Annotated in this window: 20 protein-coding genes and 2 pseudogenes; 11 read left to right on the forward strand and 11 right to left on the reverse strand. The window is 65.8% G+C overall.

Annotated features, from left to right (window positions below; genetic code table 11):
• Positions 1–14: 14 nt before the first annotated feature.
• From EV662_RS14195 to EV662_RS14205, 3 genes are read right to left on the reverse strand one after another with little or no spacing between them, the layout of a single operon-like run.
• Positions 15–944: an ABC transporter ATP-binding protein gene (locus EV662_RS14195; protein ID WP_132463834.1), complete on the reverse strand. Its 930-nt coding sequence runs from the start codon at positions 942–944 to the stop codon at positions 15–17.
• 11 nt (positions 945–955) lie between these two features.
• On the reverse strand, positions 956–1,789 hold the full coding sequence (gene ntrB / locus EV662_RS14200) for a nitrate ABC transporter permease (protein ID WP_132463837.1): 834 nt from the start codon (positions 1,787–1,789) through the stop codon (positions 956–958).
• Positions 1,790–1,792: 3 nt separating this feature from the next.
• Complete coding sequence (locus EV662_RS14205) at positions 1,793–3,181, reverse strand: CmpA/NrtA family ABC transporter substrate-binding protein (protein ID WP_132463840.1); 1,389 nt, start codon at positions 3,179–3,181, stop codon at positions 1,793–1,795.
• Positions 3,182–3,385: 204 nt separating this feature from the next.
• On the opposite strand from EV662_RS14205, the gene EV662_RS14210 reads away from it, so the two are divergent.
• Positions 3,386–5,245 (forward strand): sigma 54-interacting transcriptional regulator, encoded by a 1,860-nt coding sequence (locus tag EV662_RS14210; protein ID WP_132463843.1) that lies wholly within the window; start codon positions 3,386–3,388, stop codon positions 5,243–5,245.
• Positions 5,246–5,601: 356 nt separating this feature from the next.
• Positions 5,602–6,807: a DEAD/DEAH box helicase gene (locus EV662_RS14215; protein ID WP_132463846.1), complete on the forward strand. Its 1,206-nt coding sequence runs from the start codon at positions 5,602–5,604 to the stop codon at positions 6,805–6,807.
• Positions 6,808–6,851: 44 nt separating this feature from the next.
• On the opposite strand, the gene EV662_RS14220 is transcribed toward EV662_RS14215, so the two are convergent.
• The 6 genes from EV662_RS14220 to EV662_RS14245 form a co-directional block, all read right to left on the reverse strand.
• Positions 6,852–7,736, reverse strand: a complete 885-nt coding sequence (locus tag EV662_RS14220; protein WP_132463849.1) for an ABC transporter permease subunit — start codon at positions 7,734–7,736, stop codon at positions 6,852–6,854.
• Complete coding sequence (locus tag EV662_RS14225) at positions 7,733–8,524, reverse strand: taurine ABC transporter ATP-binding protein (protein ID WP_132463852.1); 792 nt, start codon at positions 8,522–8,524, stop codon at positions 7,733–7,735. The genes EV662_RS14220 and EV662_RS14225 overlap by 4 nt, the downstream gene beginning before the upstream one ends.
• A 61-nt stretch (positions 8,525–8,585) precedes the next feature.
• Positions 8,586–9,566 (reverse strand): taurine ABC transporter substrate-binding protein, encoded by a 981-nt coding sequence (tauA, locus tag EV662_RS14230; RefSeq protein ID WP_132463855.1) that lies wholly within the window; start codon positions 9,564–9,566, stop codon positions 8,586–8,588.
• A 120-nt stretch (positions 9,567–9,686) separates the two neighbouring features.
• Entirely contained in the window at positions 9,687–9,869 is a 183-nt protein-coding gene (locus EV662_RS14235) for a hypothetical protein (protein WP_132463858.1), read from the reverse strand.
• Positions 9,870–9,945: 76 nt separating this feature from the next.
• On the reverse strand, positions 9,946–11,202 hold the full coding sequence (locus EV662_RS14240; RefSeq protein ID WP_132463861.1) for a D-tagatose-bisphosphate aldolase, class II, non-catalytic subunit: 1,257 nt from the start codon (positions 11,200–11,202) through the stop codon (positions 9,946–9,948).
• Positions 11,202–12,149 (reverse strand): sugar kinase, encoded by a 948-nt coding sequence (locus EV662_RS14245; RefSeq protein ID WP_132463864.1) that lies wholly within the window; start codon positions 12,147–12,149, stop codon positions 11,202–11,204. Before EV662_RS14245 ends, EV662_RS14240 begins: the two co-directional genes overlap by 1 nt.
• Before the next feature lie 207 nt (positions 12,150–12,356).
• Here EV662_RS14245 and EV662_RS14250 point away from each other — a divergent pair, with 207 nt between their 5' ends.
• From EV662_RS14250 to EV662_RS14285, 8 genes are all read left to right on the forward strand, one after another.
• A complete protein-coding gene (locus EV662_RS14250) occupies positions 12,357–13,388 on the forward strand; it encodes a LacI family DNA-binding transcriptional regulator (RefSeq protein WP_132463867.1) in 1,032 nt (343 codons plus the stop codon).
• Between the two features lie 98 nt (positions 13,389–13,486).
• Positions 13,487–14,800 (forward strand): ABC transporter substrate-binding protein, encoded by a 1,314-nt coding sequence (locus EV662_RS14255; protein ID WP_132463870.1) that lies wholly within the window; start codon positions 13,487–13,489, stop codon positions 14,798–14,800.
• A gap of 138 nt (positions 14,801–14,938) precedes the next feature.
• A complete protein-coding gene (locus tag EV662_RS14260; RefSeq protein ID WP_132463873.1) occupies positions 14,939–15,811 on the forward strand; it encodes a carbohydrate ABC transporter permease in 873 nt (290 codons plus the stop codon).
• 10 nt (positions 15,812–15,821) lie between these two features.
• Positions 15,822–16,652 (forward strand): carbohydrate ABC transporter permease, encoded by an 831-nt coding sequence (locus EV662_RS14265; protein ID WP_132463876.1) that lies wholly within the window; start codon positions 15,822–15,824, stop codon positions 16,650–16,652.
• 10 nt (positions 16,653–16,662) lie between these two features.
• Positions 16,663–17,670, forward strand: coding sequence for an ABC transporter ATP-binding protein (locus EV662_RS14270; RefSeq protein WP_132463879.1), 1,008 nt, complete (start codon positions 16,663–16,665; stop codon positions 17,668–17,670).
• Positions 17,667–18,437 (forward strand): L-iditol 2-dehydrogenase, encoded by a 771-nt coding sequence (locus EV662_RS14275; RefSeq protein ID WP_132463882.1) that lies wholly within the window; start codon positions 17,667–17,669, stop codon positions 18,435–18,437. Before EV662_RS14270 ends, EV662_RS14275 begins: the two co-directional genes overlap by 4 nt.
• Positions 18,437–19,912, forward strand: coding sequence for a mannitol dehydrogenase family protein (locus EV662_RS14280; RefSeq protein WP_132463885.1), 1,476 nt, complete (start codon positions 18,437–18,439; stop codon positions 19,910–19,912). Before EV662_RS14275 ends, EV662_RS14280 begins: the two co-directional genes overlap by 1 nt.
• A complete protein-coding gene (locus EV662_RS14285) occupies positions 19,909–20,904 on the forward strand; it encodes a zinc-dependent alcohol dehydrogenase family protein (protein WP_132463888.1) in 996 nt (331 codons plus the stop codon). Before EV662_RS14280 ends, EV662_RS14285 begins: the two co-directional genes overlap by 4 nt.
• Positions 20,905–21,112: 208 nt before the next feature.
• On the opposite strand, the gene EV662_RS14290 is transcribed toward EV662_RS14285, so the two are convergent.
• Positions 21,113–22,519, reverse strand: coding sequence for a peptidoglycan-binding domain-containing protein (locus tag EV662_RS14290; protein ID WP_165915601.1), 1,407 nt, complete (start codon positions 22,517–22,519; stop codon positions 21,113–21,115).
• A 680-nt stretch (positions 22,520–23,199) separates the two neighbouring features.
• Positions 23,200–23,397 (reverse strand): annotated as a pseudogene (locus EV662_RS14295) (P-type conjugative transfer ATPase TrbB); the annotation flags it as partial.
• A 206-nt stretch (positions 23,398–23,603) separates the two neighbouring features.
• Between EV662_RS14295 and EV662_RS14300 the strand changes: the two are divergent.
• Positions 23,604–23,789 (forward strand): annotated as a pseudogene (locus EV662_RS14300) (IS481 family transposase); the annotation flags it as partial.
• Positions 23,790–23,799 lie beyond the last annotated feature (10 nt).

Raw genomic sequence — 23,799 nt, forward strand, 5'->3', positions numbered from 1 at the left:
GGGTCTCCCTTCTTTCAGATATTGACGGCCCGCAGGGCCGGGGGCGTCCGCGCCCCGGAGGGTTCGGGCTCGGCCTCTTCGGCCTCGCCCTCGGCGGTCAGGTCGATATGCACGCGCGCGGGCCGCTGCATGCCGCCGTCGGCCGGCTGCCCCGCCAGTTCGCGCGACCGGATGCCGAGGAACTGCACCAGGTGGTTGCGGATCGCATAATAGTTGGGATGCTCGACGATCGCGGTGCGGTTGCGCGGCCGCGGAATGGTGATCTCGACCGATTCCGCGACGCGCGCATAGGGGCCGTTCGTCATCAAGAGGATCCGGTCGGCCAGAAGGATCGCTTCGTCGATGTCATGGGTGATCATGAACACTGTCTGGTTCGACCCACGCCAGATCTTCAGCAACTCGTCCTGGATCGTGCCCCGGGTCAGCGCGTCCAGCGCGCCGAAGGGTTCGTCCAGCAGCAAAAGCTTGGGGTGGTTGGCAAAGGCCCGCGCGATCGACACCCTTTGACGCATGCCGCCCGACAGCTGGCTGGGCTTGCGGTGCACCACGTCGCCCTTAAGCCCCACCATCTCGAGGTATTTCAGCGAGTGTTCGCGGACCTCGGCGCGGGACCATTTCGGATGCCGGGCGGCCACGCCGAAGGTGACGTTGGCCAGCGTGCTGAGCCAAGGCAGCAGCGAGTAGTTCTGGAACACCACGCCGCGGTCAAGGCTCGGCCCCGACACCTCTTGCCCGTCCATGATCACCGCGCCGGACGTGGGCTCGGCCAGCCCGGCGAGGATGTTCATGATGGTGGACTTGCCACAGCCCGAATGGCCCAGGATGCAGACGAACTCCCCTTCCTCGACGGTGAAGCTCGCGTTCTCGAACACGGTCAGTTCGCCGCCCTGCCCGTCCGGATAGCGCTGGGTCAGGTTCTCGATGCTCAGGAATGACTTGCTCATGGTCCTGCCTCCTATTCCGCGTAGGCCACGGCCCGCTGAAGCTGCCCGAAGGCTGCATCCAGCAACATGCCGACGACGCCGATCATGAGGATCGAGAAGATGACCGATGTAAGGTCGAGGTTGTTCCACTCGTTCCAGACGTAATACCCGATCCCGGTGCCCCCCACGAGCATCTCGGCCGCGACGATCACCAGCCACGCAATACCTATGGAAATCCGCATGCCGGTCACGATGGTCGGCGCTGCGGCGGGCAGGATCACGGTGAACGCGGTTTTCAACGGCCCCAGTTCATGTGTGCGGGCGACGTTGACCCAGTCCTTGCGGACACCCGCCACGCCGAAGGCGGTGTTGATCAGCATAGGCCAGATCGAGCAGATGAAGATCACGAAGATCGCGCTGGCCTCGCTGTCCTGGATGATGAACAGCGCCAGTGGCATCCATGCCAGCGGCGAGATCGGGCGCAGCACCTGGATGAACGGGTTCAGCGCCCGGTAGGCCACCGGCGACATCCCGATCAGGAACCCCAGCGGGATCGCCACCAGCGCCGCCATCAGGTATCCTGTCAGCACCCGGTAGATCGAGTAGCCGATCTGAATCCCGATCCCCTTGTCGTTGGGGCCCGCGTCGTAGAACGGGTTCGACAGCTGCTCCCACGCCTTGGCCAGCACCTGGCTTGGCGGCGGCACGCCCGCCTTTGGCGCGCCCCCACCGGTCAGGCGTTCGTACTCGGTCAACTCGCCCACGGCCTTCTGCGCGGGGATGGACAACTCCCACACAAGGAGCCCCACCACCAGCATGACGATCGACAGAAGGGCCGCGCGCTGGTTCAGCGACAGCTTGTCCATGGCTCAGCTCTTCCCGATCGCGAAGCTTTGCACATAGGCCTCGGGCTCTGCCGGATCGAAGGTCTTGCCCATGATCGTGTGCGACTTGTAGGTGATGTCCGGCGCCTCGTATCCGAGCGACTCCATCACCTTCTTGCAGTCGGCGGCCAGATAGACCTGCTCGGCCACGGCCCTGTAATCGACATCGCCCTCGATATAGCCCCAGCGTTTCATCTGGGTCAGGATCCAGACCCCCATCGAGTGCCAGGGGAACGGGTCGAAGTCGATCCGGTCGGGCACCTGCTTCACCTCGCCCAGGCCGTCGGCATAGGTGCCCGTCAGCACCTGTTCGACCACCGGGACCGGTTGGTTGAGATAGTTGGTGGGCGAGATCGCCTCGGCGATTTCCTTGCGGTTGGCGGGGTCCGAGGCGTATTGCGTCGCGTCCACGATTGATTTCAGCAGCGCGCCATAGGTGTTGGGCAGGTTTTCGGCAAAGGCCAACGGCGCGGCGAAGGCGCAGCAGGGATGGCCTTCCCAGATATCCTTGGTCAGCGTGTGGATGAACCCGATGCCTTCCCAGACCGCGCGCTGGTTGAACGGGTCGGGCGAGAGATAGCCGTCGAGGTTGCCCGCCCGCAGGTTGGCGACCATCTCGGGCGGCGGCACCACGCGGATCTGGATGTCGACGTCCGGATCGAGGCCGTATTCCGCAACGTAGTAGCGCAGCAGAAAGTTGTGCATCGAGTATTCGAACGGCACCCCGAAGGTGAAGCCTTTCCACTGTTTCGGGTCGCGCTTGTCCAGGTGCTCGTTCGACAGCACGATGGCCTGGCCGTTGATGTTCTCGACCGCGGGCATGATGTAGGGCGTGGCAACGGAACCGGCGCCCAGCGTCATTGCCAGCGGCATCGGCGTCAGCATGTGGCTGGCGTCGTATTCGCCCGACAGCGACTTGTCGCGGGCCACGGCCCAGCCGGCGGTCTTGATCACCTTGGCGTTCAGCCCGTGACGTTCGTAGAAGCCCATCGGCTGGGCCATGATGATCGGCGTGGCGCAGGTGATCGGCACGAAGCCGATGTTCAGATCGGTCTTTTCCGGCGCGCCGAGATTGTCGAGGATCGCCGCCTTGGCCTTGTCCAGCGGAAAGACCGAGGCCAGCGCTGCGGCCACCGTGCTGCCGCCCAGCATCCCCATGAAGGACCGGCGACCGATCTCGCTTTGCCCGAAAACCGAACGGACGACAGCACTTTCGACGGCGCGTTCAAGCATCGCTTCGGTGCTGGCGGGCAGGGCGTCGCGGGCCGCCTCGCGCGATATCGCGCCGGCGCTGCAGGCAATGCACCCGCATTCGGCGCCGTGGCGCAGATCGGTGTCGGAAGAGAACGGATTTCCCAGGCTCTTGATCGGCATGTCGACCCCTCGTGTTTTGACCTGAGACAAGTCTAAAGAGGAGCCACGCGAAAAAGACAGACCTGTACGCCGCAGACGCGCCCAGATCTAAACAATTGTTAAAAAATACTTTTTATCCAACGCTCGCATTTCAGTTATCATGACTTTTCGTAATTTACGATCTTTCGTGTTTGATCTCGCCGCACCGCGGTGCATGCTGACCCCATGCCCCAGGACCTGCCCAGCCCCGATTCACTTCTCGCCCTTGCCCCGGTGCCCGCGCTGCTGCTCGACCCGGCCCGCGACGAGATCGTCGAAGCCAATGCCGCAGCCTGCACACTGTTCGAAACCGGCACGCTGGTGGGGCGGCGCTTCCTTCCGTTGACGGGTCTGGACAAGGCGCGTTTCCTGGTCTTCGCCGACGAGATCGCCCATCGTAGCAGCGCCTGGAGCCGCGACATATCCCTGAAGGGCTGCGCCGGCGGCGTGCTGGCCTGCGAAATCCGCGGCCAGATCGCCGGCACGCCGCAGGCGCCGCGCCTTCTGCTCAGCTTCATCGACCTGGCCGAGATGGAGCGCCGCACAGCCCAGGCCGAGGCCGCGCGGCTGCAACGCGCGGGCATCCATGAATGGCAGCGCGCCCAAGGCTTTTTCAGCGAGCTGGAGCGGCAGAACCAGCTAATCCTGAACGCCGCGGGCGAAGGGATCTACGGGGTGAATGCAGACGGCAAGACCACCTTCGTCAACCGAGCAGCGCAGGAAATGCTGGGCTGGTCGGCCGAGGATCTGCTGGGCGAGGACATCCACGCCAGGATCCACCACCACCACCTGAACGGCGAGGTTTACCCCTCGCGCGACTGCCCGATCTACCGATCCTTCCGCTACGAGCAGGTGAACCGCATCGAGGACGAGGTGTTCTGGCGCAAGGACGGGCGGCCGATCCGAGTGGAATACGTCTCGACCCCGATCTACGACCAGAAAATCCTGGTCGGCGCCGTGGTGATCTTTCGCGACATCACCGAACGATGGGAGGCCGAGCGCCGCCTGCGCGAGGCGCTGGCCGAAGTCGCCGATCTGCGCGACCGGCTGGAACAGGAAAACGCCTATCTGCAGGAAGAGATCACATCGGAGCGGGCGCATCACGACATCATCGGCACATCGCCCCCGGTGCGGCATCTGCTGGCCCAGATCGCACTGGTGGCGGGCACCGATACGAATGTCGTGATCACCGGCGAACCCGGCACCGGTAAGGCATTGGTGGCCTCGGCGATCCACGGCCAAAGCGGCCGCCGCCGCCGCCCGCTGGTGCATTTCCGATGCGGCGCAGTCTCGCCCGAGATGATCGAGAGCGAGCTTTTCGGCCACATGCGCGGCGCCTTTGCCAGCGCGCTGCGCGACAAGCCTGGCAAGCTGGAACTGGCCCATGGTAGCACCCTGTTTCTGGACGACGTGGCCGAGATCCCGCTTGAGCAGCAGGGCCGGTTGCTGAACGCGCTGACCGAACGCTCGATCACCCGGATGGGCGACAGCCGCGCACGCGATATCGACGTCCGCGTGATCGCGGCCACGGACCGCGACCTGCAGCGCGAGGTTGCGGCCGGCCGGTTCCGCGAGGACCTGTATTTCTATCTGAACGTGTTCCCGATCTTCTGCACGCCCTTGCGCGACCGGCCCACGGACATCCCGCTGCTGGCCACGCATCTTTTGCGGATCGCCTGCAAGAAACTGAACCGCCCCGAGCCGGTGATCACCAAGGGCACGATGCAGACGCTCTGCGCCTATCCCTGGCCGGGCAATGTGCGCGAATTGGGCAATGTCATCGAACGCGGTGCGATCGTGTCGACCGGGCACAAGCTGATCGTCGAGATGCAAAGCGGCGTCCCGGCCCGCGCCGGCACTGCCGCGCCGATCCTGACCGAGGCCGAAATCGAGGAGATGCGCGTCGCGAACCTGATCGCCTGCCTGCGGGAAACCGGCGGCAAGGTGTCGGGGCCGGACGGGGCCGCCGCCCTTCTGGGGATGCGGCCCACCACCCTGTATTCCCGTATCAAGGCGCTGGGGCTGACCGAAGCCGCGTGGCGTTGACACGCCGGCCTGTGATTTCCGCAAACCGAAGCCATCACCAACGGCGGCTAGGCTACGTCCGACACCTCGGACGATCGGTATATTGCATGGCTTTCGAAACTCTTTTCAGTTGACAAACGCTGTGTTCGGCCCGATGTCCAAGCGACGTCACCGCCCTGCCGCGTGAGCAGGCGGACAGGATTGCCCGCAGACTGGCCGTGACGCACCGTTTCCCACATCACGTCGGGGGGACGCCGCCCGGGGCGGCTTGCGGGGCAATTCGGCATCGCGGGCGGTTGCGTCGGGTGCACCCCGGCCGACCGACCGCGATAGGCGGGCGGCGGCAGACCCGGACATGTGTCCGGACAAGGAATTTCATGACTTTCACCGATCTCGGGCTTGACGCCCATCTCGTGTCGCGGCTGAACCGCCTCGGCTTTACTCAACCCACCCCGATCCAGACCCAGGCGATCCCGCAGGCGCTGCAGGGCAAGGACGTGCTTGGCATTGCGCAGACCGGCACCGGCAAGACGGCCGCCTTTGGCCTGCCGCTCGTTGCCGCGTTGTCGACCGAAAAGGCGCGCCCCGCGGCGCGCGCCGTTCATGGCCTAGTGCTGGCGCCCACCCGCGAACTGGCCACACAGATCGTGACCACTCTGGACGCGCTGACCGACAGCCTGCGCATCACGCTGGTGGTCGGCGGGAAATCCATCAATGCCCAAGTCAGCAAGCTGGCGCGGGGCACCGATATCCTGGTGGCGACCCCGGGACGACTGATCGACCTGATGGACCGCCGCGCGGTCGACCTGTCGCAGACGCGGTTCCTGGTGCTGGACGAGGCCGACCAGATGCTGGACATCGGCTTTGTCCACGCGCTGCGCCGGATCGCGCCGCGGTTGCGCAAGGAAAGGCAGACCATGATGTTCTCGGCCACCATGCCGAAACAGATCGCCGACCTGGCCCGTGACTATCTGACGGACCCGGTGCGGGTCGAAATCTCGCCGCCAGGACGGGCGGCCGACAAGGTCGCGCAGTCGGTGCATTTCGTCACCAAGGAAGAAAAGCAGACGCTGCTGATCGACCTGCTGGACGGTCATCGCGACGATCGCGCACTGGTCTTTTCGCGGACCAAGCACGGCGCCGAGCGGCTGATGAAACAGCTCGAGCGGGCCGGTTTCGCTGCCGCCTCGATCCATGGCAACAAGAGCCAGGGCCAGCGTGACCGCGCACTGGCGGCATTTCGCGCGGGGTCGGTGCGGGTGCTGGTCGCGACCGATGTGGCCGCGCGCGGGATCGACATTCCCGATGTCGGCCATGTCTACAATTTCGATCTGCCGAACGTGCCCGAAAGCTATGTCCACCGCATCGGGCGCACGGCCCGGGCCGGACGGGGCGGGCGTGCCGTCGCGTTCTGCACGGCCGACGAGATGGGCGAATTGCGCGCCATCGAAAAGGTTCTGGGCAACCGGGTCGAGGTCGCCGGCGGCACGCCCTGGTCCGGCCAGCGCGATACCCAGAAACCCATGGCCAAGCGGCGCCCGCGCCGCCGGCCAAGCCGCCGCCCGGCCCGCCTTGCGGCCTGACGCGGCGCCTTATGGCACCCGCCCGGGCGACACGTCGCCCGGGCCTAGATGCGGCCTTTCCATGGCACGACCTTGCGCTCGATGAACCGCATAAGCAGGTCGAACGCATAGGCGATGGCCGCGATCACCACGATGCCCATGATCACCGTCGAGGTCTGCAGGAACTGGCTGGCCGTCAGCACCATGTAGCCCAGCCCCCGGGTCGCCGCGACCATTTCGGCGGCGACCAGCGTGGTCCAGCCAAAGCCTATTCCGATGCGCATCGCGGTCAGGATCTCGGGCAATGCCGAGGGCAGGATCACGTGGCGGATGACCTGCGTCCGCGAGGCGCCGCAGGAATAGGCGGCGTGGATCTGCTCGATCGCGGCGGACCGCACCCCGGCACGCGCACCCAGCGCGACCGGCGCGAAGACCGAGAGGAAGATCAAAAGCACCTTCGAGGTTTCCCCAATGCCGAACCAGATGATCATCAGCGGCAGATAGGCCAGCGGCGGGATCGGGCGGTAGAACTCGATCGGCGGATCGAAGATGCCGCGCATCACAGGGCTTATCCCCATGGCAAGCCCCAGCGGGATGCCGACCGCGCAGGCCAGCAGGAACGCGCCGAACACGCGCGCGGTCGACACCGCGACATGTTCGAGGAAGGCGGTGTTGGTGAATCCGTTCTGCCAGATATCCAGGAATTTCTGCACGACCGCCCCGGGCGATGGCACGAAAAGCGGCTTGACCCAGCCCAGCGCGGTGACCAGCCACCACACGAACAGCAGAACCAGGATCGAACCGACGGACAGCCACAGCGTGTTGCCCTGCCCCGGTACACCATAGGTTTCGCCGGGCCGCGTGGCACGCCCCCGCGACAGGCGTGTTGCAAGACCCGGACGGCTCTGCCCGGCCGGGCCGCCGCGATCGGACTGGCCCGGTGCGCTCATGCAGCGGCCTCTTCCTCGTCGGCGAAGATCAGCCCCAGAACCTCTTCGCGCAAGTCGATGAAATCGCGCGATGCCTTGACCTTGCGCGCGGGCGTGCCGCCCAGCAAGCGCCGCGAAAAAGGCAGGTCGAACCGGTGGGCGATGCGGCCGGGGCGCGGTGACATCACGATCAGCTCGGTCCCCATGAACAGCGCCTCTTCGACGGAATGGGTGATGAAAAACACGGATTTATGCGTGTCGGCCCAGATCCGCAGGATCAGCTCCTGCGCCCTTTCCCGGGTCAGCGCGTCAAGCGCACCCAGCGGCTCGTCCATCAGCAGGATCTTGGGATCGCACGCCAAGGCCCGGGCGATGCCGACGCGTTGCTGCATCCCTCCCGACAGGTTGTAGACCGGGGATTTCTCGAACCCCTCCAACCCCAGAAGTGCGATGAAACGGCGTGCGGTCTCGCGCCGCTCGGCGTCAGCGACCCCCTGCATCTTCAGGCCGAACGCCACGTTGTCGAGCACGTTCAGCCAAGGCAGAAGGGCATGTTTCTGGAACACCACGGCACGGTCGGCCCCGGGGCCGGTCACCGCTGCACCGTCCAGCAGCACCTGCCCCGCCGTCGGGGCAAGGAACCCGGCAATCAGGTTCATAAGGGTCGATTTCCCGCAGCCCGACGCCCCCAGCGCCACCACGAAATCCCCCGCGCCGATGCGCAGGTCGATATCCTTCAGCGCGTCGACCGGGGCATGACCGTCGCGCGCGGGATAGACCACGGATGCGTTGCTGATCTCGAGACCCATGGCGCTCCTCCTTGCCGTGTCGTTCCAACCGCCTCGCCGGACGGCTAGACGGGGCCAGCGCCTATCGCAACGCCGCTGCCGCGATGTCGGTATTGACGAAGGGAACGTAGTCGTCCCGCGCGCTGTCGATGCGGCCGGCCTGTTGCAGGAACTCTGCCGTCGCCTTCATGGTGGCCGGCGCGCGGCCCATCCATGCATCGCCAACCTGTTCGGTCAGCGGGATAAAGGCAAAACCTTCCAGGATTCCCGGCACCTGGCCGGCATCCGCACCGGTCTGCGCCGCGATGGTCCGAACCATCGCACTGTCGGCCGTCCAGGCCGCCGGATCGGTGACATAGGCCAGGTTCGCCTCGTTCATGGTGCGCGCAAAGGCAGCCATCGCGTCCGCGTTCTCGGCGGCGAAACCGGTGTTCACGACCCAGCCGTCGAAGGTGGGAAAACCCCACTCCGCGGTCTTGTCGGCGCCGACCAGTCGCGTGCCGGTCTCAAGGATCCGGCTTTGCACCGGTTGCCAGACGAAGGCCGCGTCGATGGCGCCCTGCTCCCAGGCGGCGGCGATCTGGTCCGGCGGCATATTGATGATCGTGACGTCACGCTCGGCCACGCCCACGTGCTGCAGCGCCCCCATCAGCGAGAAATGCGCGGTCGATCCAACCGGCACGGCGACCCGCTTGCCGGTCAGATCGCCCAGTTCGGCAATCCCGGCACCCTCGCGCACGATCAGGCTTTCGGCCTCGCCGATGACCTGCGCCAACATGAACAGCTGCAGATCCACGCCCTGGCTTGCGGCAATGGCCAACGGCGAGGACCCCAGTTCCGCGATCTCGACATCGCCCGAGGCCAACGCCGCGATCACGTCCGACCCCGAGGCGAACTGGCGCCACGCGATGTTCCAACCTGTCGCGGCCTCGAAGGCGTTTTCGGCCCGCGCCACCTGCATGGGGGTCGGGTTGCCGAAATGGCCGATGGTTACATCCTGGGCAAACGCGCCGCCGGCCGTGAACAACAGTCCGGCGAATAGACCCAAAAACCTCGCTTTCATCGTTTTTCTCCTCTGTTGGCGCCGGCCCTTGCGGGCGACCGTAGCCTCGTGGTCCAGCGGGACCGGCGTCGGAATTTGGCGGCACATGCGGCATTCTCCGTTTCCCGGCATCAAGCGGCCTTACGCGCAGAACCGCAAGAGCCCCGCGGTCGAGACCCTAACGAGGAAAAGCTTTTCGACGAAGAAATAGTCCGGCCACGGCCAGCAGAATCGGCGCGCGATCTTCGCCGCGGTCCCGGTCAGGCCCTTGCGCACCGCGCCGAACCAGGCCTGCGCCGCTTTGTGGCAGCCGCGGTTGGCCATGGCCTCGGCGCAAGGATGCCGATCTCCGAAGGCCCAGTCGCTGGACCCGGGTTCCCGCCGCGTTTCCGCCTCGCGCTCAGGCCGCCGCGCGCTCGTAACGCTCCAACACCCGGCGCACCGCGCCGGTCAACACCGCGTGCGCATCGCCTTCGCCCCCTTCCGCCAGCGCATCCGGCAGATACTGGCCAGCGACGGACCAGGGCAGCGTCCGATCCCCCAGCCGCGCCAGCAACGCGTCGACGGCGGCCTTCGCCCGCGGCGCCGGCCAGTAATACCGGATGCGGTCGGACAGGCTGAAATGGCGTTGGCGCCAAAGCGTATCGGGGACGCCGTGATAATGGCTTTCCCAATGCCCCGGCGCATCCTGCATGACCTGTTCCATCGTCGCCATAAGCGCCCCGGCGGGCGGGTGGCCATCCAGCACATCCGCCACTGCGTCAAGGCCATACAGCGCCTCGCGCAGCGCGAAGGTCAGCCATGGGCCGACCTTGAGAATGGCAAAGCCGTCGCGCACCAACGCCGCCAGGCCCGCCTCGTGCTGGTAGTCGGTCGAATGCGCCTCGAAGACCAGCCCCGGCAAATCGCGCAGGCTTTCGGACAGGTCCCGGGCGCGCGCGGGGTCGTAATGCACCACGTCGTCATGGCCGAACTCTACCCCCGGCTGCACCACAAGCGCGATCACCCGGTCGAATGCATTTTCCAGCCCCCGCGCCGCAAAGGCCGCGCGGTGCACGTCGTGGGTGCGCCGCACCGCCTCGGGGCGCGTGATCTGCAGAGTGTCAAGTGCCTCGACCGCGCCGCCGGGCACGGGCACCTCGGTTCCGATGACATAGACCGGCTTAAGCGGGCCGGCCCCGCTCGCCTCGGCGGTCTCGGCCAGCCGCGCGGCGCGCTCGGCGGTCACCTCGTCGGAGAGCGCAACCGGCTCGCCCAGACAACCCATCGATGTGTCGAGATGCAGCTTGCTGAACCCCGCCGCCGCGAAGGCCGCGATCATCCGCCGGGCCTTGTCCATCGCCGGCGCGGCGGGCAGGTGCTTCCACGGGTTCGGCCCCAGGTGGTCGCCGCCGAGGATCAGCCCGGCGGGGTCGAAGCCGACCTTGCCGGCGATGGTTTCGACGAAGGCCCGGAAATCCGCGGGCGTCATGCCGGTATAGCCACCGTCCTGGTTGACCTGGTTGCAGGTCGCCTCGATCAACGCCGGCCGGCGAAGGTCGCGGGCGAGCGTCAGCGCAGCCTCGATCACCAGTGGATGGGCCGAACACACCGAGGTGATGCCCCGGGGGTGGCCAGCGCGATAAGCATCGGGAAGGTCAAGCAAGGGGTGACGCATCAGAGTTCCTTTCGCGGCTGCGCCAGCATGGCCCGCAGCGTCGGCAGGTCGGACACTCCCTCCATCGGGCCGCGCCGGGTCACCGCCAGCGCACCTGCCGCGGCCGCCAGGTCCAACGCCTCTTGCGGGGGTGTGCCGCGCAACCACAGCGCGGTGAACGTGGCGCCGAAACAGTCGCCCGCACCGGTCGGGTCGACTTCCCGAACCGCGAAGGGGGCGGCGCGCAGACTGCCTGTCGCATCGTGATAGCTGGCCCCCGCAGCGCCCCGCTTGTGGACGATGGCGCGGATGCCGCCTGCCAGCAATTCCTTGATTGCGCCCGTTGCGTCGCGGGACCGGGTCAGCAGGGTCAGCTCTTCGCCCGATGGCAGGAACAGGTCGGTCAGCGCCAGAATCCGGCCCATCGCCGCACGCATGCCGGGCGCGTCCAGGATTTCGGGCCGCAGGTTGGGATCGAACGAGACCGTGCCGCCCCGCGCCCTGATTGCCTCGGCCGTGTCCAGGTTCAGCGCGATGAACTCGGCGCTGGACAGCGAGGACCCCATGACATGAATATGCGTGGCCCCATCCAGCACCGCGCGGACGGCGTCCGACACCGCGATACGGCCACAGGCGCTGTGCCGGATGTTGAAAACGAATACCCGACCACCATCGGGGCGGTAGCGCACGAATGCGGTACCCGTGGGCCGGTCGGGATCGACCCACACCGCCGAGATGTCGACACCATCGCGCGCCAGCCGCGCGGTGTTCAAGCGCCCGAAATCGTCCACCCCCACCCCCGAGACGATGGCCACGGGCTGACCCAGCCGGGCGGCCTGGTCGGCAAAGATCGCCGGCGCCCCCGACGGGAACGGACCGGTCAGGGCCATGGGTTCCGAAAATCCCTCGCCGGGAAAGTCGGCCATGATCTCGACGAGGATCTCGCCGATGACGACGATTTTCTGCATCTCTCCCCCGGCGGCATGCCACCTGATCCGCTCGCGGCAGAACGGCTGCGGCAACCCCTTGACCGGTGCCACCCGGGACACATAGTGTCAAGAAAATTATTTACGCGCGAAAAGTTAGGCGCGGCAATCATGCGATGGGGCACAGGCCACCCCGGCGCCCCGCAAGGGCACCGGGCCGTGCGGCGCCCCCCCACCGGAGACCGGGACATGGACGACCAGAAGATCAGGAACATGGAGGAATTCGCTGCCCTCAGCGGCATTTCCCGGCCGACCGTCTCGAAGTATTTCAATGATCCGAACAGCGTCCGTCCGTCGACGCGCAAGCGGATCGAAACCGCGCTGGAACGCTACGATTATCGCCCGAACATCTATGCGATGAACCAGAACCGGCGATTGACCAAGACCGTCGGAATCGTGGTGCCCTACCTCGCCGACCCGACCTTCGCCGAGATCGCCCGTAACATCGAACGCCGCTGCATCGCGGCGGGATTCCGCGCCACGATCTTCAGCTCGCACGGCGAACAGGCGCTGGAAAACGAGGTGCTGGACAGGCTGCGGTCGCTGCGACCGTCGGGCGTGCTTCTGGCGCCTTTGGGCCGCAAGTCCGACCCCGAACAGTTTGCCCGCTTTTGCGAAGAGGTGCCCACGATCCTGTTCGACAGAAACATGGCTGGAATCGGCGAAGCCTTTGTCGGATCAGACAATTACAGCTTCGTGACGCAAAGCGTCGAATACCTGACACGCACCGGCGAACCGCCCTGTTTCTTCGAGATGAAGAACCCGTCGAACCCGAACGCCTATAGCCGCCGCAAGGTGTATCTCGAGACGATGGAGAAGCTGGGCCTGGAGCCGATGTTGGTCAGCGTCGACGGCGAAGGCTGGGCGCTGGAGGAAATCGGCTATGAGGGCGCGATCCGGGCACTTGAAAGCCGCAGCCTGCCGACCGACACGATCCTGTGCAGCAACGACCGCCTGGCAATCGGCGTGCTGGCCGCGTGTTACGAAAAGGGCCTGCGCGTCGGGCGGGGCAGCGGCTGCGCGTTGCGGGTGGCTGCCCATGACGATCACCCGTTCTCGCGCTTTACCTGCCCGTCGCTGACCACCGTGGGCCATGAATATGACGCCGTCTCGAGCCGGGGCGTCGAGCGACTTCTGGACCTGATCGAAAGCGGCGGGCGCTTTGACTGCCGGACCGAGGAATTCCTGCCGGCGCGCCTGGTCCTGCGCCTTTCAGCGTGAAGCCAAAAGTATGCGCGCGTAAAAAATCATTTGACTCGCGCATTCATCCGACCTTAGCTGCCCGGCAGATCATCCAGAACACGAGAGGGAGGAGTCGGATGCGTCTTGGAAAGTCCCTGATTGCGGGAACCGCGATCGCTTTGGTCACAGGCGGAACCGCCGTGGCCGAGGAACTGACCATTGCAACGGTGAACAACTCGGACATGATCATCATGCAGAAGTTGTCGCCCCAATGGGAAGAGGCCACCGGCCACAAGCTGAACTGGGTCGTGCTGGAAGAAAACGTCCTGCGCCAGCGCGTGACCACCGACATCGCCACCAAGGGCGGATCGTTCGACATCGTCACCATCGGCGCCTACGAGGCCCCGATCTGGGGCAAGCAGGGCTGGCTGAACGGCCTGGAGGACCTGGGCGACGCCTATGACTACGCGGACATCTTCGAACCCGTCCGCAACGGCCTGTCAGCCGACGGCACCCTGTACGCGGTGCCGTTCTATGCAGAAAGCTCGTTTACCTTCTACCGCACCGACCTGTTCGAAAAGGCGGGCCTGGAAAAGCCGACCGAGCAGATCACCTATGACCAGTTCGCGGATATGGTGGCCAAGCTGCACGATCCCGATAACGGAGTCTATGGCACCTGCCAGCGCGGCAAGGCCGGCTGGGGCGAGAACATGGCCTTTGTCGGTCCGATGGTGAATGCCTTCGGCGGGCGCTGGTTCGACATGGAATGGAACCCGACCATCGACAGCCCCGAATGGAAGGCGGCCATCACCTATTACGTCGACCTGATGAACAACTACGGCCCGCCGGGGGCATCCTCGAACGGCCATAACGAGAACCGGGCGTTGTTCGCCGACGGCAAGTGCGCAACCTGGGTCGATGCGACCTCGGCGGCGGGCTATATTTTCAATCCGAACGAAAGCTCGGTGGCGGACAAGACCGACTTCTTCCAGGCGCCCAAGCAGGTGACCGACAAGGGCACCGGCTGGTTCTGGGCCTGGGCGCTGGCGGTGCCGTCCTCTTCGACCAAGGTGGACGCGGCCAAAGAGTTCCTGGCCTGGGCGACGTCCAAGGAATACGTGACGTTGGTCGGCGAGACCGAGGGCTGGGTCGCCGCACCTCCGGGCACGCGCAAGTCGACCTATGAGAACACTGCCTACATCGAGGCCGCGCCCTTCGCCAAGACGGTCGAAACCTCGATCCTTGCCGCCAACCCGGCCGACCCAACCAAGGACCCGGTGCCCTATACCGGCATCCAGTTCGTCGCGATCCCCGAGTTCCAGGGCATCGGCAACTATGTGGGCCAGCAGATCGCCGCGGCGCTCGCCGGTCAGCAGACAGTCGACCAGGCGCTGGCCAACAGCCAGAACTTCGCCGTGCGCGAGATGACGAAGGCCGGTTACATCAAGTAACCGGGGAACGGGGCGGGCCGGCACCTGATCGCCGGCCCGCCGCCCCCTTTCCGACCGGTCCGAAAGACTTGTCGCAAGGGCCCGAAACGCCGGGCTTTTGCGTCAATGCTGTCCCGAGCGCCTTCCCGGAGGACCCGCATGGCCACCAAAGCCTCACGCGCTGCTGCCCGGTTGATGATCTCTCCCGCGGTCCTGCTGCTTCTGGGATGGATGATCGTTCCGCTCAGCATGACGGTCTATTTCTCGTTCCTGCGCTACAACCTGCTCATGCCGGGCGACAACCCGTTCGTGGGCTGGGAAAACTACAAGTGGTTCGTGACCGACCCCAGCTTCAGCGCGGCCATGGTCAACACCCTTCTTCTGGTGGGGGGCGTCCTGCTGATAACGGTGATCGGCGGCATCCTGTTCGCCCTGCTGCTGGATCAGCCGATGTGGGGCCAAGGCGTGATCCGCATCATGGTCATCGCACCCTTCTTCGTGATGCCGACCGTGTCGGGACTGGTCTGGAAGAACATGTTCATGAATCCAGTGAACGGGATCTTCGGGCATCTCGCGCAGGCGATCGGCATGCAGCCCATCGACTTCTTCAGCCAGATCCCCTTGTTGTCGATCATCGGAATCGTCAGCTGGCAATGGCTGCCCTTCGCCACGCTGATCCTGCTGACGGCGCTGCAATCGCTGGACCAGGAACAGCTCGAGGCGGCCGAGATGGACGGGGCGGGTTGGCTCAGCCGGTTCTGGTTCATCATGCTGCCGCACCTGGCGCGCGCGATCACCGTGGTGATCCTGATCCAGACGATCTTCCTGTTGTCGATCTTCGCGGAAATCCTGGTCACCACCAATGGCGGACCGGGCACCGCGACCACCAACCTGACCTATCTGATCTACGTCTCGTCGCTTTTGCAATATGACGTGGGCATGGGCAGCGCGGGGGGCGTGATCGCGATCATCCTGGCCAATATCGTGGCGATCTTCCTGATGCGGATGATCGGCAAGAACCTGGACGCTTAGGGAGGTAACGATGGCACGTGCAGTCACCGCCTCGCGCAAGGCCCTGACCACGGCAATCGCCGGAGCGCTGGCCTTCCTGATGTTCTTCCCGATCCTCTGGATCGTGGTCCTGTCACTGAAAACCGAGGTCGACGCCATCCGCGCGCCCTGGCAGGTGCTGACCTCGGGCTGGACGTTCGAAAGCTATGGCGCGGTGCAGGAACGGTCGGATTACTTCAAGCATTTCTGGAACTCGGTGATCATCGCGTTTGGCTCGACATTGCTGGGCCTTGTGATCGCGGTTCCGGCGGCCTGGGCGATGGCCTTCGTGCCCGGCAAGCGGACCAAGGACGTGCTGATGTGGATGCTGTCGACCAAGATGCTGCCGCCCGTCGGCGTGCTGGTGCCGATCTATCTGCTGTTCATCAATATCGGCCTGCTCGACACACGTTTCGGGTTGGTAATCGTGCTGATGCTGATCAACCTGCCGATCATCATCTGGATGCTTTACACCTATTTCCGCGAGATCCCGGGCGAGATCCTGGAGGCCGCGCGGATGGACGGGGCATCCCTGCGCGAAGAGGTGCTGTATGTCCTCACGCCGATGGCGATCCCGGGCATGGCGTCCACGGTTCTGTTGAACGTGATCCTCGCCTGGAACGAGGCGTTCTGGACACTGAACCTGACCGCGTCCAAGGCAGCACCGCTGACGGCCTTCATCGCCAGCTATTCCAGCCCCGAGGGGCTGTTCTACGCGAAACTCAGCGCGGCCAGCGTCATGGCCATCGCGCCGATCCTGATCATGGGGTGGTTCAGCCAGAAACAGCTGGTCCGCGGCCTGACCTTCGGTGCGGTGAAATAAGGGGGGACAGATGGGCCGGATCACGCTTGACAAGGTAAGGAAAAGCTTCGGGGCGATAGAGGTCATTCCGCCTCTGGACCTGACCATCGAGGACGGCGAGTTCGTCGTGTTCGTCGGCCCCTCGGGCTGTGGGAAATCCACGCTGCTGCGGCTGATCGCGGGGCTGGAGGATGTCTCGGGCGGGGAAATCCGCATCGACGGGAAGGACGCCACCGACGTGCCACCGGCGAAACGCGGCCTTGCGATGGTGTTCCAGTCCTACGCGCTGTATCCGCACATGTCGGTGCGCAAGAACATCGCCTTCCCGCTGCGGATGGCAGGCATGGACAAGGCCGAGCAGGACCGCCGCGTCGACGACGCCGCCCGCGTGCTGAACCTGACCGACTACCTGGATCGCCGCCCGGGCCAATTGTCGGGCGGACAGCGCCAACGCGTCGCCATCGGACGGGCCATCGTGCGCGAACCCGCGGCCTTCCTGTTCGACGAGCCACTATCGAACCTCGATGCGGCGCTGCGGGTCGGCATGCGGCTTGAGATCAGCGAACTGCACGAGCGGCTCAAGACCACGATGATCTACGTCACCCACGACCAGGTCGAAGCGATGACCATGGCCGACAAGATCGTGGTGCTGAACGCCGGCCGGATAGAACAGGTGGGCAGCCCGCTGGAGCTGTATCGCCAACCCCGCAACCTGTTCGTCGCGGGGTTCATCGGCAGCCCGAAGATGAACCTGATAACCGGCCCCGAGGCCGAGAAGCGTGGCGCCCACACCATCGGCATTCGCCCCGAGCACATCAAGGTGTCCGATGACGACACCTGCATCTGGCGGGGCACGGTGGGCGTATCGGAACATCTCGGCTCGGACACGTTCTTTCATATCCACATGCCCAGCCGGGACGAGCCGCTCACCGTGCGCGCGGGCGGCGATGTCGACCTCTATCACGGCGACCACATCTGCCTGACCCCCGACGAGGCCCACATGCATCGCTTTGACGAAAAGGGAAACCGCATCGAATGACACGGCTTGAGGGTAAGGTGGCGCTGGTCACCGGCGGCGCGCGCGGTATCGGCCAGGCGATCTGCGCGGCCTATATACGCGAAGGGGCGAGAGTCGCGGTGGCGGACCTGCTGGAGGCAGACGCCAGGGACACCGCCGCCGCGCTGGGCGAGAACGCGATGGCCCTGGGCCTGGACGTGACCGACCGGGCCTCCATCGCCGCGGGGGTCAAGGCGGTCGAGGACGCATGGGGCGGGATCGACATTCTGGTGAACAACGCGGGCATCTTCAACATGGCCCCGCTTGGGGAAATCACCCCCGAGGACTACCGCCGCCAATACGATGTGAACGTGGGCGGCACGATCTTCACTACCCAGGCCGTGGTGCCCGGGATGAGGCGTCGGGGCGGTGGCTGCATCATAAACTTCAGCTCGCAGGCCGGGCGCCGGGGCGAGCCCAATATCACCATTTATTGCTCGACCAAGGCCGCTGTGATCTCGGTCACGCAATCGCTGGCGCTGGAGCTGGCAAAGGACGGCATCCGCGTGAACGCCATCGCGCCGGGCGTGATCGACACGCCGATGTGGGAGGTCGTGGACGGGCTTTTCGCGAAATACGAGAACCGGCCCAAGGGCGAGAAAAAGCGCCTGGTGGGCGAGGCGGTGCCGCTCGGACACATGGGCAGCCCGGAGGAGATCGCCGACCCGGCGGTGTTCCTGGCGTCTGACGACGCGCGCTACATCACCGCGCAGACCCTGAACGTGGACGGCGGGAACTGGATGAGCTGATGCGCCTTTCGAACGCCACATTGGGCGCGTTGCCCGACAGCATCAAGCGCCCGACCTATGACCGCTCGGCGCTGACGCCGGGCATCGTCCATATCGGGCTGGGCAATTTTCACCGGGCGCACCAGTCCTGGTATCTGCACCGGCTGATGGAACAGGGCCTTGCCCATGACTGGGCGATCCTGGGGGCCGGCGTCAGGCCATATGACAAGACACAGCGCGAGAAACTGCTGGCGCAGGATTGCCTGACCACGCTGATCGAACTGGACCCGTCGGGGAAATCGGCCGAGGTGGTCGGCTCGATGATCGGTTATGTCCCCATCGAGGACAGCAACGGGCCGCTGATCGCACAGATGGCCGACCCGGCAATCCGCATCGTCGCGCTGACCGTGACCGAGGGCGGCTATTATATCGACCCGGTCACCAAGGGGTTCGACGCGACACACCCGGATATCCGCCACGACGCCGCGAACCCGGACAGCCCGCGCACCGCCTTCGGCGCCATGGTCGCGGCGCTGAAACTGCGCCGCGATCGGGGCGTCGGCCCGTTCACCGGGCAATCCTGCGACAACCTGCAGGGCAATGGCGCAATCCTGCGGCAGACGGTGGTCTCGCTCGCCCGGTTGTCTGACCCCGACCTTGCCGACTGGATCGACGCCAACTGCACCTTTCCCAATTCGATGGTCGACTGCATCGTGCCCGCAACGGGGCCCAAGGAACTGGCGCTGGCGGCCGAATTCGGCATCGACGACCAGGTGCCCGTTACCCATGAGAATTTCCGCCAATGGGTGATCGAGGATGATTTTTGCGCCGGGCGGCCCGACTGGGACCGCGCCGGGGCCACCTTCTCGGACCGGGTGCATGATTACGAGACGATGAAGATCCGCATCCTGAACGCGGGGCACCAGGTCATCGCCAACCCCGGCGAGGTTCTTTCGGTCGAGACGATCTCGGGCTGCATGGCGCATCCGCGGATCGGCGCGCTGTTCGACAAGGTCGAGCGCGAAGAGATCGCGCCCCATGTCCACCCCGTGCCGGGCATGACGCCCGAGGCCTATGTCGACCTGATCCACAAACGGTTCTCGAACCCGGCGATCGTCGACACCACCCGCCGCGTGGCCTTCGACGGGTCATCCCGGCACACCGGGTTCGTGTTGCCGATCCTGCGCGACGGGCTGGCCAAGGACACGCCGGTCGAGGGGCTGACGCTGGTCGAGGCGATCTGGGCACGGATGTGCGAAGGCACCCGCGAGGACGGCACCGCCATCGCACCCAATGATCCGTTCTGGGACGAACTTTCGGTCGCGGCCAAGGCGGCCCGCGACCGCCCGCGGGCGTGGCTGGAACAATCGCAGCTTTACGGGGAGCTGAAGGATGCACCCCGCTTTGCCGCCGCCTTCGAGCGTTGGCTGACGATGATCTGGGCCGAGGGGCTGGAAACCACCCTGCGCACCTATCTGGGCCGTGCCCCCGGATGAAGGCGATCCTCTACCCGGCACGTGGCCGGGTCGATCTGACCGAACTGCCCGACCCCCGCCCCAAAGCGGGCGAGGTCGTTATCGCAATGCGCGCAAGCGGCATCTGCCACACCGATATCGAGGTCCTGCATGGCAATTATGGCAGTTCCGCCTTTCCGCTGGTGCCGGGGCACGAATACGCGGGCGAGGTGGCCGAGGTCGGGCCGGGCGTCACCGGGTTTTCCGTAGGCGACCGCGTCGTGGTGGACCCCAATCTCGAATGCGGGCACTGCCGGGCCTGCCGCCGCGGCTGGGCGCATCTGTGCGAAAACCTGGGCGCCTACGGGGTCACCGTGAATGGCGGCTTTGCCCAGTTCAGCACGGTCCGGGCCGACCGTGTGCATGCCATCGGCGATCTGCCATTCCATGTCGCGGCCCTGGCCGAACCGATGGGTTGCGTGCTGAACGGGGTCGCCGCGGCCCGCGGCGAAACGGCCGAAAGCGCTTTGATCTTCGGGGCGGGGCCGATCGGCCTGCTGATGGCGATCGCGCTGGCAACGCTGGGCGTCAGGGATATCTCTCTGGTCGACCCGGACGAAACGCGGCTGGCGCTGGCCGAAAGCTTCGGCTTTGCCCCCATCGCGGCAGGTGGTGCAGCACTGCGCGGTATGCGCCACGCCGTCGACCTGGCCGTCGATGCAACCGGCAATCCGGCGGTGGCCGCCACATTGACCGATCACGTCGCAAATGGCGGCACGGGGCTGTTCTTCGGTGTCTGCCCATCCGTGGCACGGATCGAGATCGCTCCGTTCGAACTGTTCCGGCGGCAGATCACGCTGGCCGGCTCGCATTCGCTGAACCACAACATCCCCGAAGCGCTGGCGGCGATCCGCGCCTATGGCCCCGGGATCGAACGGCTGATCTCACACCGCCTGCCGCTCGACGAGGTGGCCAAGGTTCTGGCCGGCGCGCGCCTGTCCGGCAGCCTCAAGATCCAGGCGGTCGAGGCATGAGATGACTCGCCGGGTACAAGTGGCGTTGGTGCCTTTGCGCGCGGTGCTTTGGGATATCGACGGCACGCTGGCCGACAGCAAACCGGTGCACGAACGCTTTTTCGCCAAGGCCTGATGCGCGCCGGACCCGGACCTGCCCGAGGATTTCCACGCCGCACTCGTGGGGCGGATGGACACGGAAAGCCATGCCTGGCTGGTGCGCCCGGGATCAGGGCTTCGCCGGGTCGGCCCCGGGGCCCAGCAGGTTTCCGACGACCTTCCCCAGCTGCCATGACAGCGGCCCGTGCCGGCACTCGGGCTCGACATCATAAGCCTTGCAGAAGACTTCGATCGCCCGACGGGTACGCGGCCCGAAAAGACCGTCCACCGTGCCGGGGTCGAACCCGGCCTCGGCCAGGCGCGACTGAAGAGCCTGGATGTAAAGCGCCCGGTACTGGCGTAAATCCAGCAGGGCGGCGGTATAATCCTTGCCCTCCAGCGTTTCGAGGGTCGCGACGGCCTCGGCGCGCGCCGCCTGCCCCCAAAGCTGCGGCGCAGCCTTGAGAAGCTCATGGCGCACCAGCCGCGGGCGGTCCAGCAGGCCGCCATATGCCTCGACGATCTCGGCCTCACGGCGGGCGGCATCCGGCGACCGGATTGCCAGCCGGTGCCAGTAATCGAACAGGCTGCGCGCCGCGGTCTCGTCGCCGCCCGCGGCAGCCTCGCGCGCGATCTCCAGTGCCGTCTTGCGCAGGCGTTCGGCCTTGCGCCTGGCGGCACCGGCCTGATCGGGCATTGTCACCGCGATGCGAACCATGCGCAGATCACCCTCGGCGACACCCTCGGCCGCAAGGTCCAGACCGGCATCGGGATCGGAGAGTGGACCGAATTTCCTGTACAGGTGGGCGGCGGCCAGGTCGCGGCGCGCCGTGGCTGCCGCCTCGGCCTCACCCTCCATGGCGGTCTTGAAATAACCCAATGCCGCCGCCGGATCGGGCGCGGTACCCTCACCGTTCAGCAGCATCCGCGCCAGGTGCAGCGCCGACCAGAAATTGCCCGCCTCGGCCGACTTCCGGGTGGCGACGAAGGCACCTTCGGGGTCGACCGCGCCGCCTGCGCCGGTCTTGCGCATCTTGGCAAGGTCGGACCAAGCGGTGAAACCGGGCATAACAGAGGCCGCCTCGAACACCTCGCGCGCGTCGCGGGTGTTGTCAGGACCACCCACGCGCAGCAGGCCTCGGGCATAGCTGATGCCGGAAACGACATCGCCCGCCTCCCATCCCATGCGCAGGGCCGCCACGATTTCGGCCTCATCGGCCCCGGCCTGACGCAACAACCAGGTCAGGCGCTGGATCGACGGGATATCGCCCGCGGCCGCTGCGGCGCCCAGGATTCCCATTGCGGCCTTCTGGTCCCCGCGCTTGTAGTAGTCACGCGAAAGGATGCCCGCGGCTTCCGCATTACCCGCATCTGCCAGTTCGCGAAGTTGGGACTCGGCGGCCTCGCGGGTCGCGGGTTCCTCGGAGAAAAGCCCCTTCTGCAAGGCAGCGATATCGGGCCGGTCCTGCCCCGCGACAGGCAACGCCAACCCAACGGCCAGCAGACAGAGGGACAGGACAAGGGGAAATCTGTGCATGTCGGCTTCCGGCTCCCACCACGTGTCCGATCGGTCCTGCATTCCCGACACCGATCGCGCGGCGGTGTTTCTAGACCGCGATCAAGGTATATCCAGCGATATCATCGATCCAGTCGAAACGTGATCCGGCGCGCGGCCTTCCCTTTTCCGGCGCGGCCCCGGCCCATAATCGCCCGGACTTTGCCGCTGTAAGACGCACGCAACAGCAGCGATGCCGCTCGGTCACCTTCGCCAGCGGAACTCCCACCCTTCTTCTCCGGGGCAAGAGGGAAGGCGGCGCACTATCCACGTTCTTACCGCGCCTGCGGCGTCGCGGCACGAGGAAGGTTCGGCCCCATGGCGGCCCGACGCCGTTTGCCGCTCTGCGCACCACGATCTGGGGGGCCGCCAGTTCGTTTACGACGCGGCGACGGGACAGCGCGTCATCCCGGACATCGTCACCGCCAAAGATGCCCTGATCAAGGACGCACTGCGCGCAGGCCTGAAATCACGCAACGTGCCGGGCGGTTTGATAACGGCCCTTCGGGCCCGCAACATTGCCGTCGAATGTCCCGCCTGATCCCGGCCCTTTTGATGGCTGGGCCCGACCTTAATGCGGTTTTGCCATGCGCGCATCCAGCGCGCGCACAAGAGATACCACGATTTCTTCCAGGATCTGGGCGGCCGACCGGCGCGATCTGCAACTCGGCCCCGATGTGATGGGCGACGAGCCGCACGTTCCGCTCGCCATCGGCGAAGGACAACGTGGCCCCGGTATCGGAGAGCCCCTCGGACAGCCGGTCGATCCAGGGCCGCCCGTCGGGATTGAGCATGACCTCGACGGTCATCGGGTCTTCCAGAAACCCGGCGATGTCGGGCCCGAGCGCCGTGCGCAGCATCCGCGCGCCGCGGGCCCTCGCCTCAGGTTTCTGTGCTGCCTCTGCCATGTTGTCCGCGCTCCGTGAGTGGGCGCAGACGGGCGGCCCTGGATCGGCTCCATCGAGAAAACCGGAAACCGGCTGGGCTCAACAGCTCTTCAAGGGGCGTAGGTTTCTGGCGTGCAAAGACAGGGAAAGGGCAGACGGTCGGGCGGGAAGCGGACTTGCGGCACCTCACGCGGTCTTCCTTGCATCGCTGTCTGCAGCGACATGGTATCTCGCGGCTGCCGGAATTGGACGGCGACAAGCCCAAGAGACAGAAGTTCAAGCACTACCGGATCGGCTTCTTTCACATCGACATCGCCGAGCTGCGGACAGCCGAAAGCAAGCTCTATCGCTTCGTGGGCATTGAACCAGGGAGCC

The sequence above is a fragment of the Rhodovulum marinum genome, assembly GCF_004343075.1.
Classification (GTDB): domain Bacteria; phylum Pseudomonadota; class Alphaproteobacteria; order Rhodobacterales; family Rhodobacteraceae; genus Rhodovulum; species Rhodovulum marinum.

What these genes read in the sequence shown, in the direction of transcription:
- EV662_RS14195 (WP_132463834.1), bottom strand. Translation starts at nt 944, where the DNA reads ATGAGCAAGTCATTCCTGAGCATCGAGAACCTGACCCAGCGCTATCCG.
- ntrB (WP_132463837.1), bottom strand. Translation starts at nt 1,789, where the DNA reads ATGGACAAGCTGTCGCTGAACCAGCGCGCGGCCCTTCTGTCGATCGTC.
- EV662_RS14205 (WP_132463840.1), bottom strand. Translation starts at nt 3,181, where the DNA reads ATGCCGATCAAGAGCCTGGGAAATCCGTTCTCTTCCGACACCGATCTG.
- EV662_RS14210 (WP_132463843.1), top strand. Translation starts at nt 3,386, where the DNA reads ATGCCCCAGGACCTGCCCAGCCCCGATTCACTTCTCGCCCTTGCCCCG.
- EV662_RS14215 (WP_132463846.1), top strand. Translation starts at nt 5,602, where the DNA reads ATGACTTTCACCGATCTCGGGCTTGACGCCCATCTCGTGTCGCGGCTG.
- EV662_RS14220 (WP_132463849.1), bottom strand. Translation starts at nt 7,736, where the DNA reads ATGAGCGCACCGGGCCAGTCCGATCGCGGCGGCCCGGCCGGGCAGAGC.
- EV662_RS14225 (WP_132463852.1), bottom strand. Translation starts at nt 8,524, where the DNA reads ATGGGTCTCGAGATCAGCAACGCATCCGTGGTCTATCCCGCGCGCGAC.
- tauA (WP_132463855.1), bottom strand. Translation starts at nt 9,566, where the DNA reads ATGAAAGCGAGGTTTTTGGGTCTATTCGCCGGACTGTTGTTCACGGCC.
- EV662_RS14235 (WP_132463858.1), bottom strand. Translation starts at nt 9,869, where the DNA reads ATGGCCAACCGCGGCTGCCACAAAGCGGCGCAGGCCTGGTTCGGCGCG.
- EV662_RS14240 (WP_132463861.1), bottom strand. Translation starts at nt 11,202, where the DNA reads ATGCGTCACCCCTTGCTTGACCTTCCCGATGCTTATCGCGCTGGCCAC.
- EV662_RS14245 (WP_132463864.1), bottom strand. Translation starts at nt 12,149, where the DNA reads ATGCAGAAAATCGTCGTCATCGGCGAGATCCTCGTCGAGATCATGGCC.
- EV662_RS14250 (WP_132463867.1), top strand. Translation starts at nt 12,357, where the DNA reads ATGGACGACCAGAAGATCAGGAACATGGAGGAATTCGCTGCCCTCAGC.
- EV662_RS14255 (WP_132463870.1), top strand. Translation starts at nt 13,487, where the DNA reads ATGCGTCTTGGAAAGTCCCTGATTGCGGGAACCGCGATCGCTTTGGTC.
- EV662_RS14260 (WP_132463873.1), top strand. Translation starts at nt 14,939, where the DNA reads ATGGCCACCAAAGCCTCACGCGCTGCTGCCCGGTTGATGATCTCTCCC.
- EV662_RS14265 (WP_132463876.1), top strand. Translation starts at nt 15,822, where the DNA reads ATGGCACGTGCAGTCACCGCCTCGCGCAAGGCCCTGACCACGGCAATC.
- EV662_RS14270 (WP_132463879.1), top strand. Translation starts at nt 16,663, where the DNA reads ATGGGCCGGATCACGCTTGACAAGGTAAGGAAAAGCTTCGGGGCGATA.
- EV662_RS14275 (WP_132463882.1), top strand. Translation starts at nt 17,667, where the DNA reads ATGACACGGCTTGAGGGTAAGGTGGCGCTGGTCACCGGCGGCGCGCGC.
- EV662_RS14280 (WP_132463885.1), top strand. Translation starts at nt 18,437, where the DNA reads ATGCGCCTTTCGAACGCCACATTGGGCGCGTTGCCCGACAGCATCAAG.
- EV662_RS14285 (WP_132463888.1), top strand. Translation starts at nt 19,909, where the DNA reads ATGAAGGCGATCCTCTACCCGGCACGTGGCCGGGTCGATCTGACCGAA.
- EV662_RS14290 (WP_165915601.1), bottom strand. Translation starts at nt 22,519, where the DNA reads ATGCACAGATTTCCCCTTGTCCTGTCCCTCTGTCTGCTGGCCGTTGGG.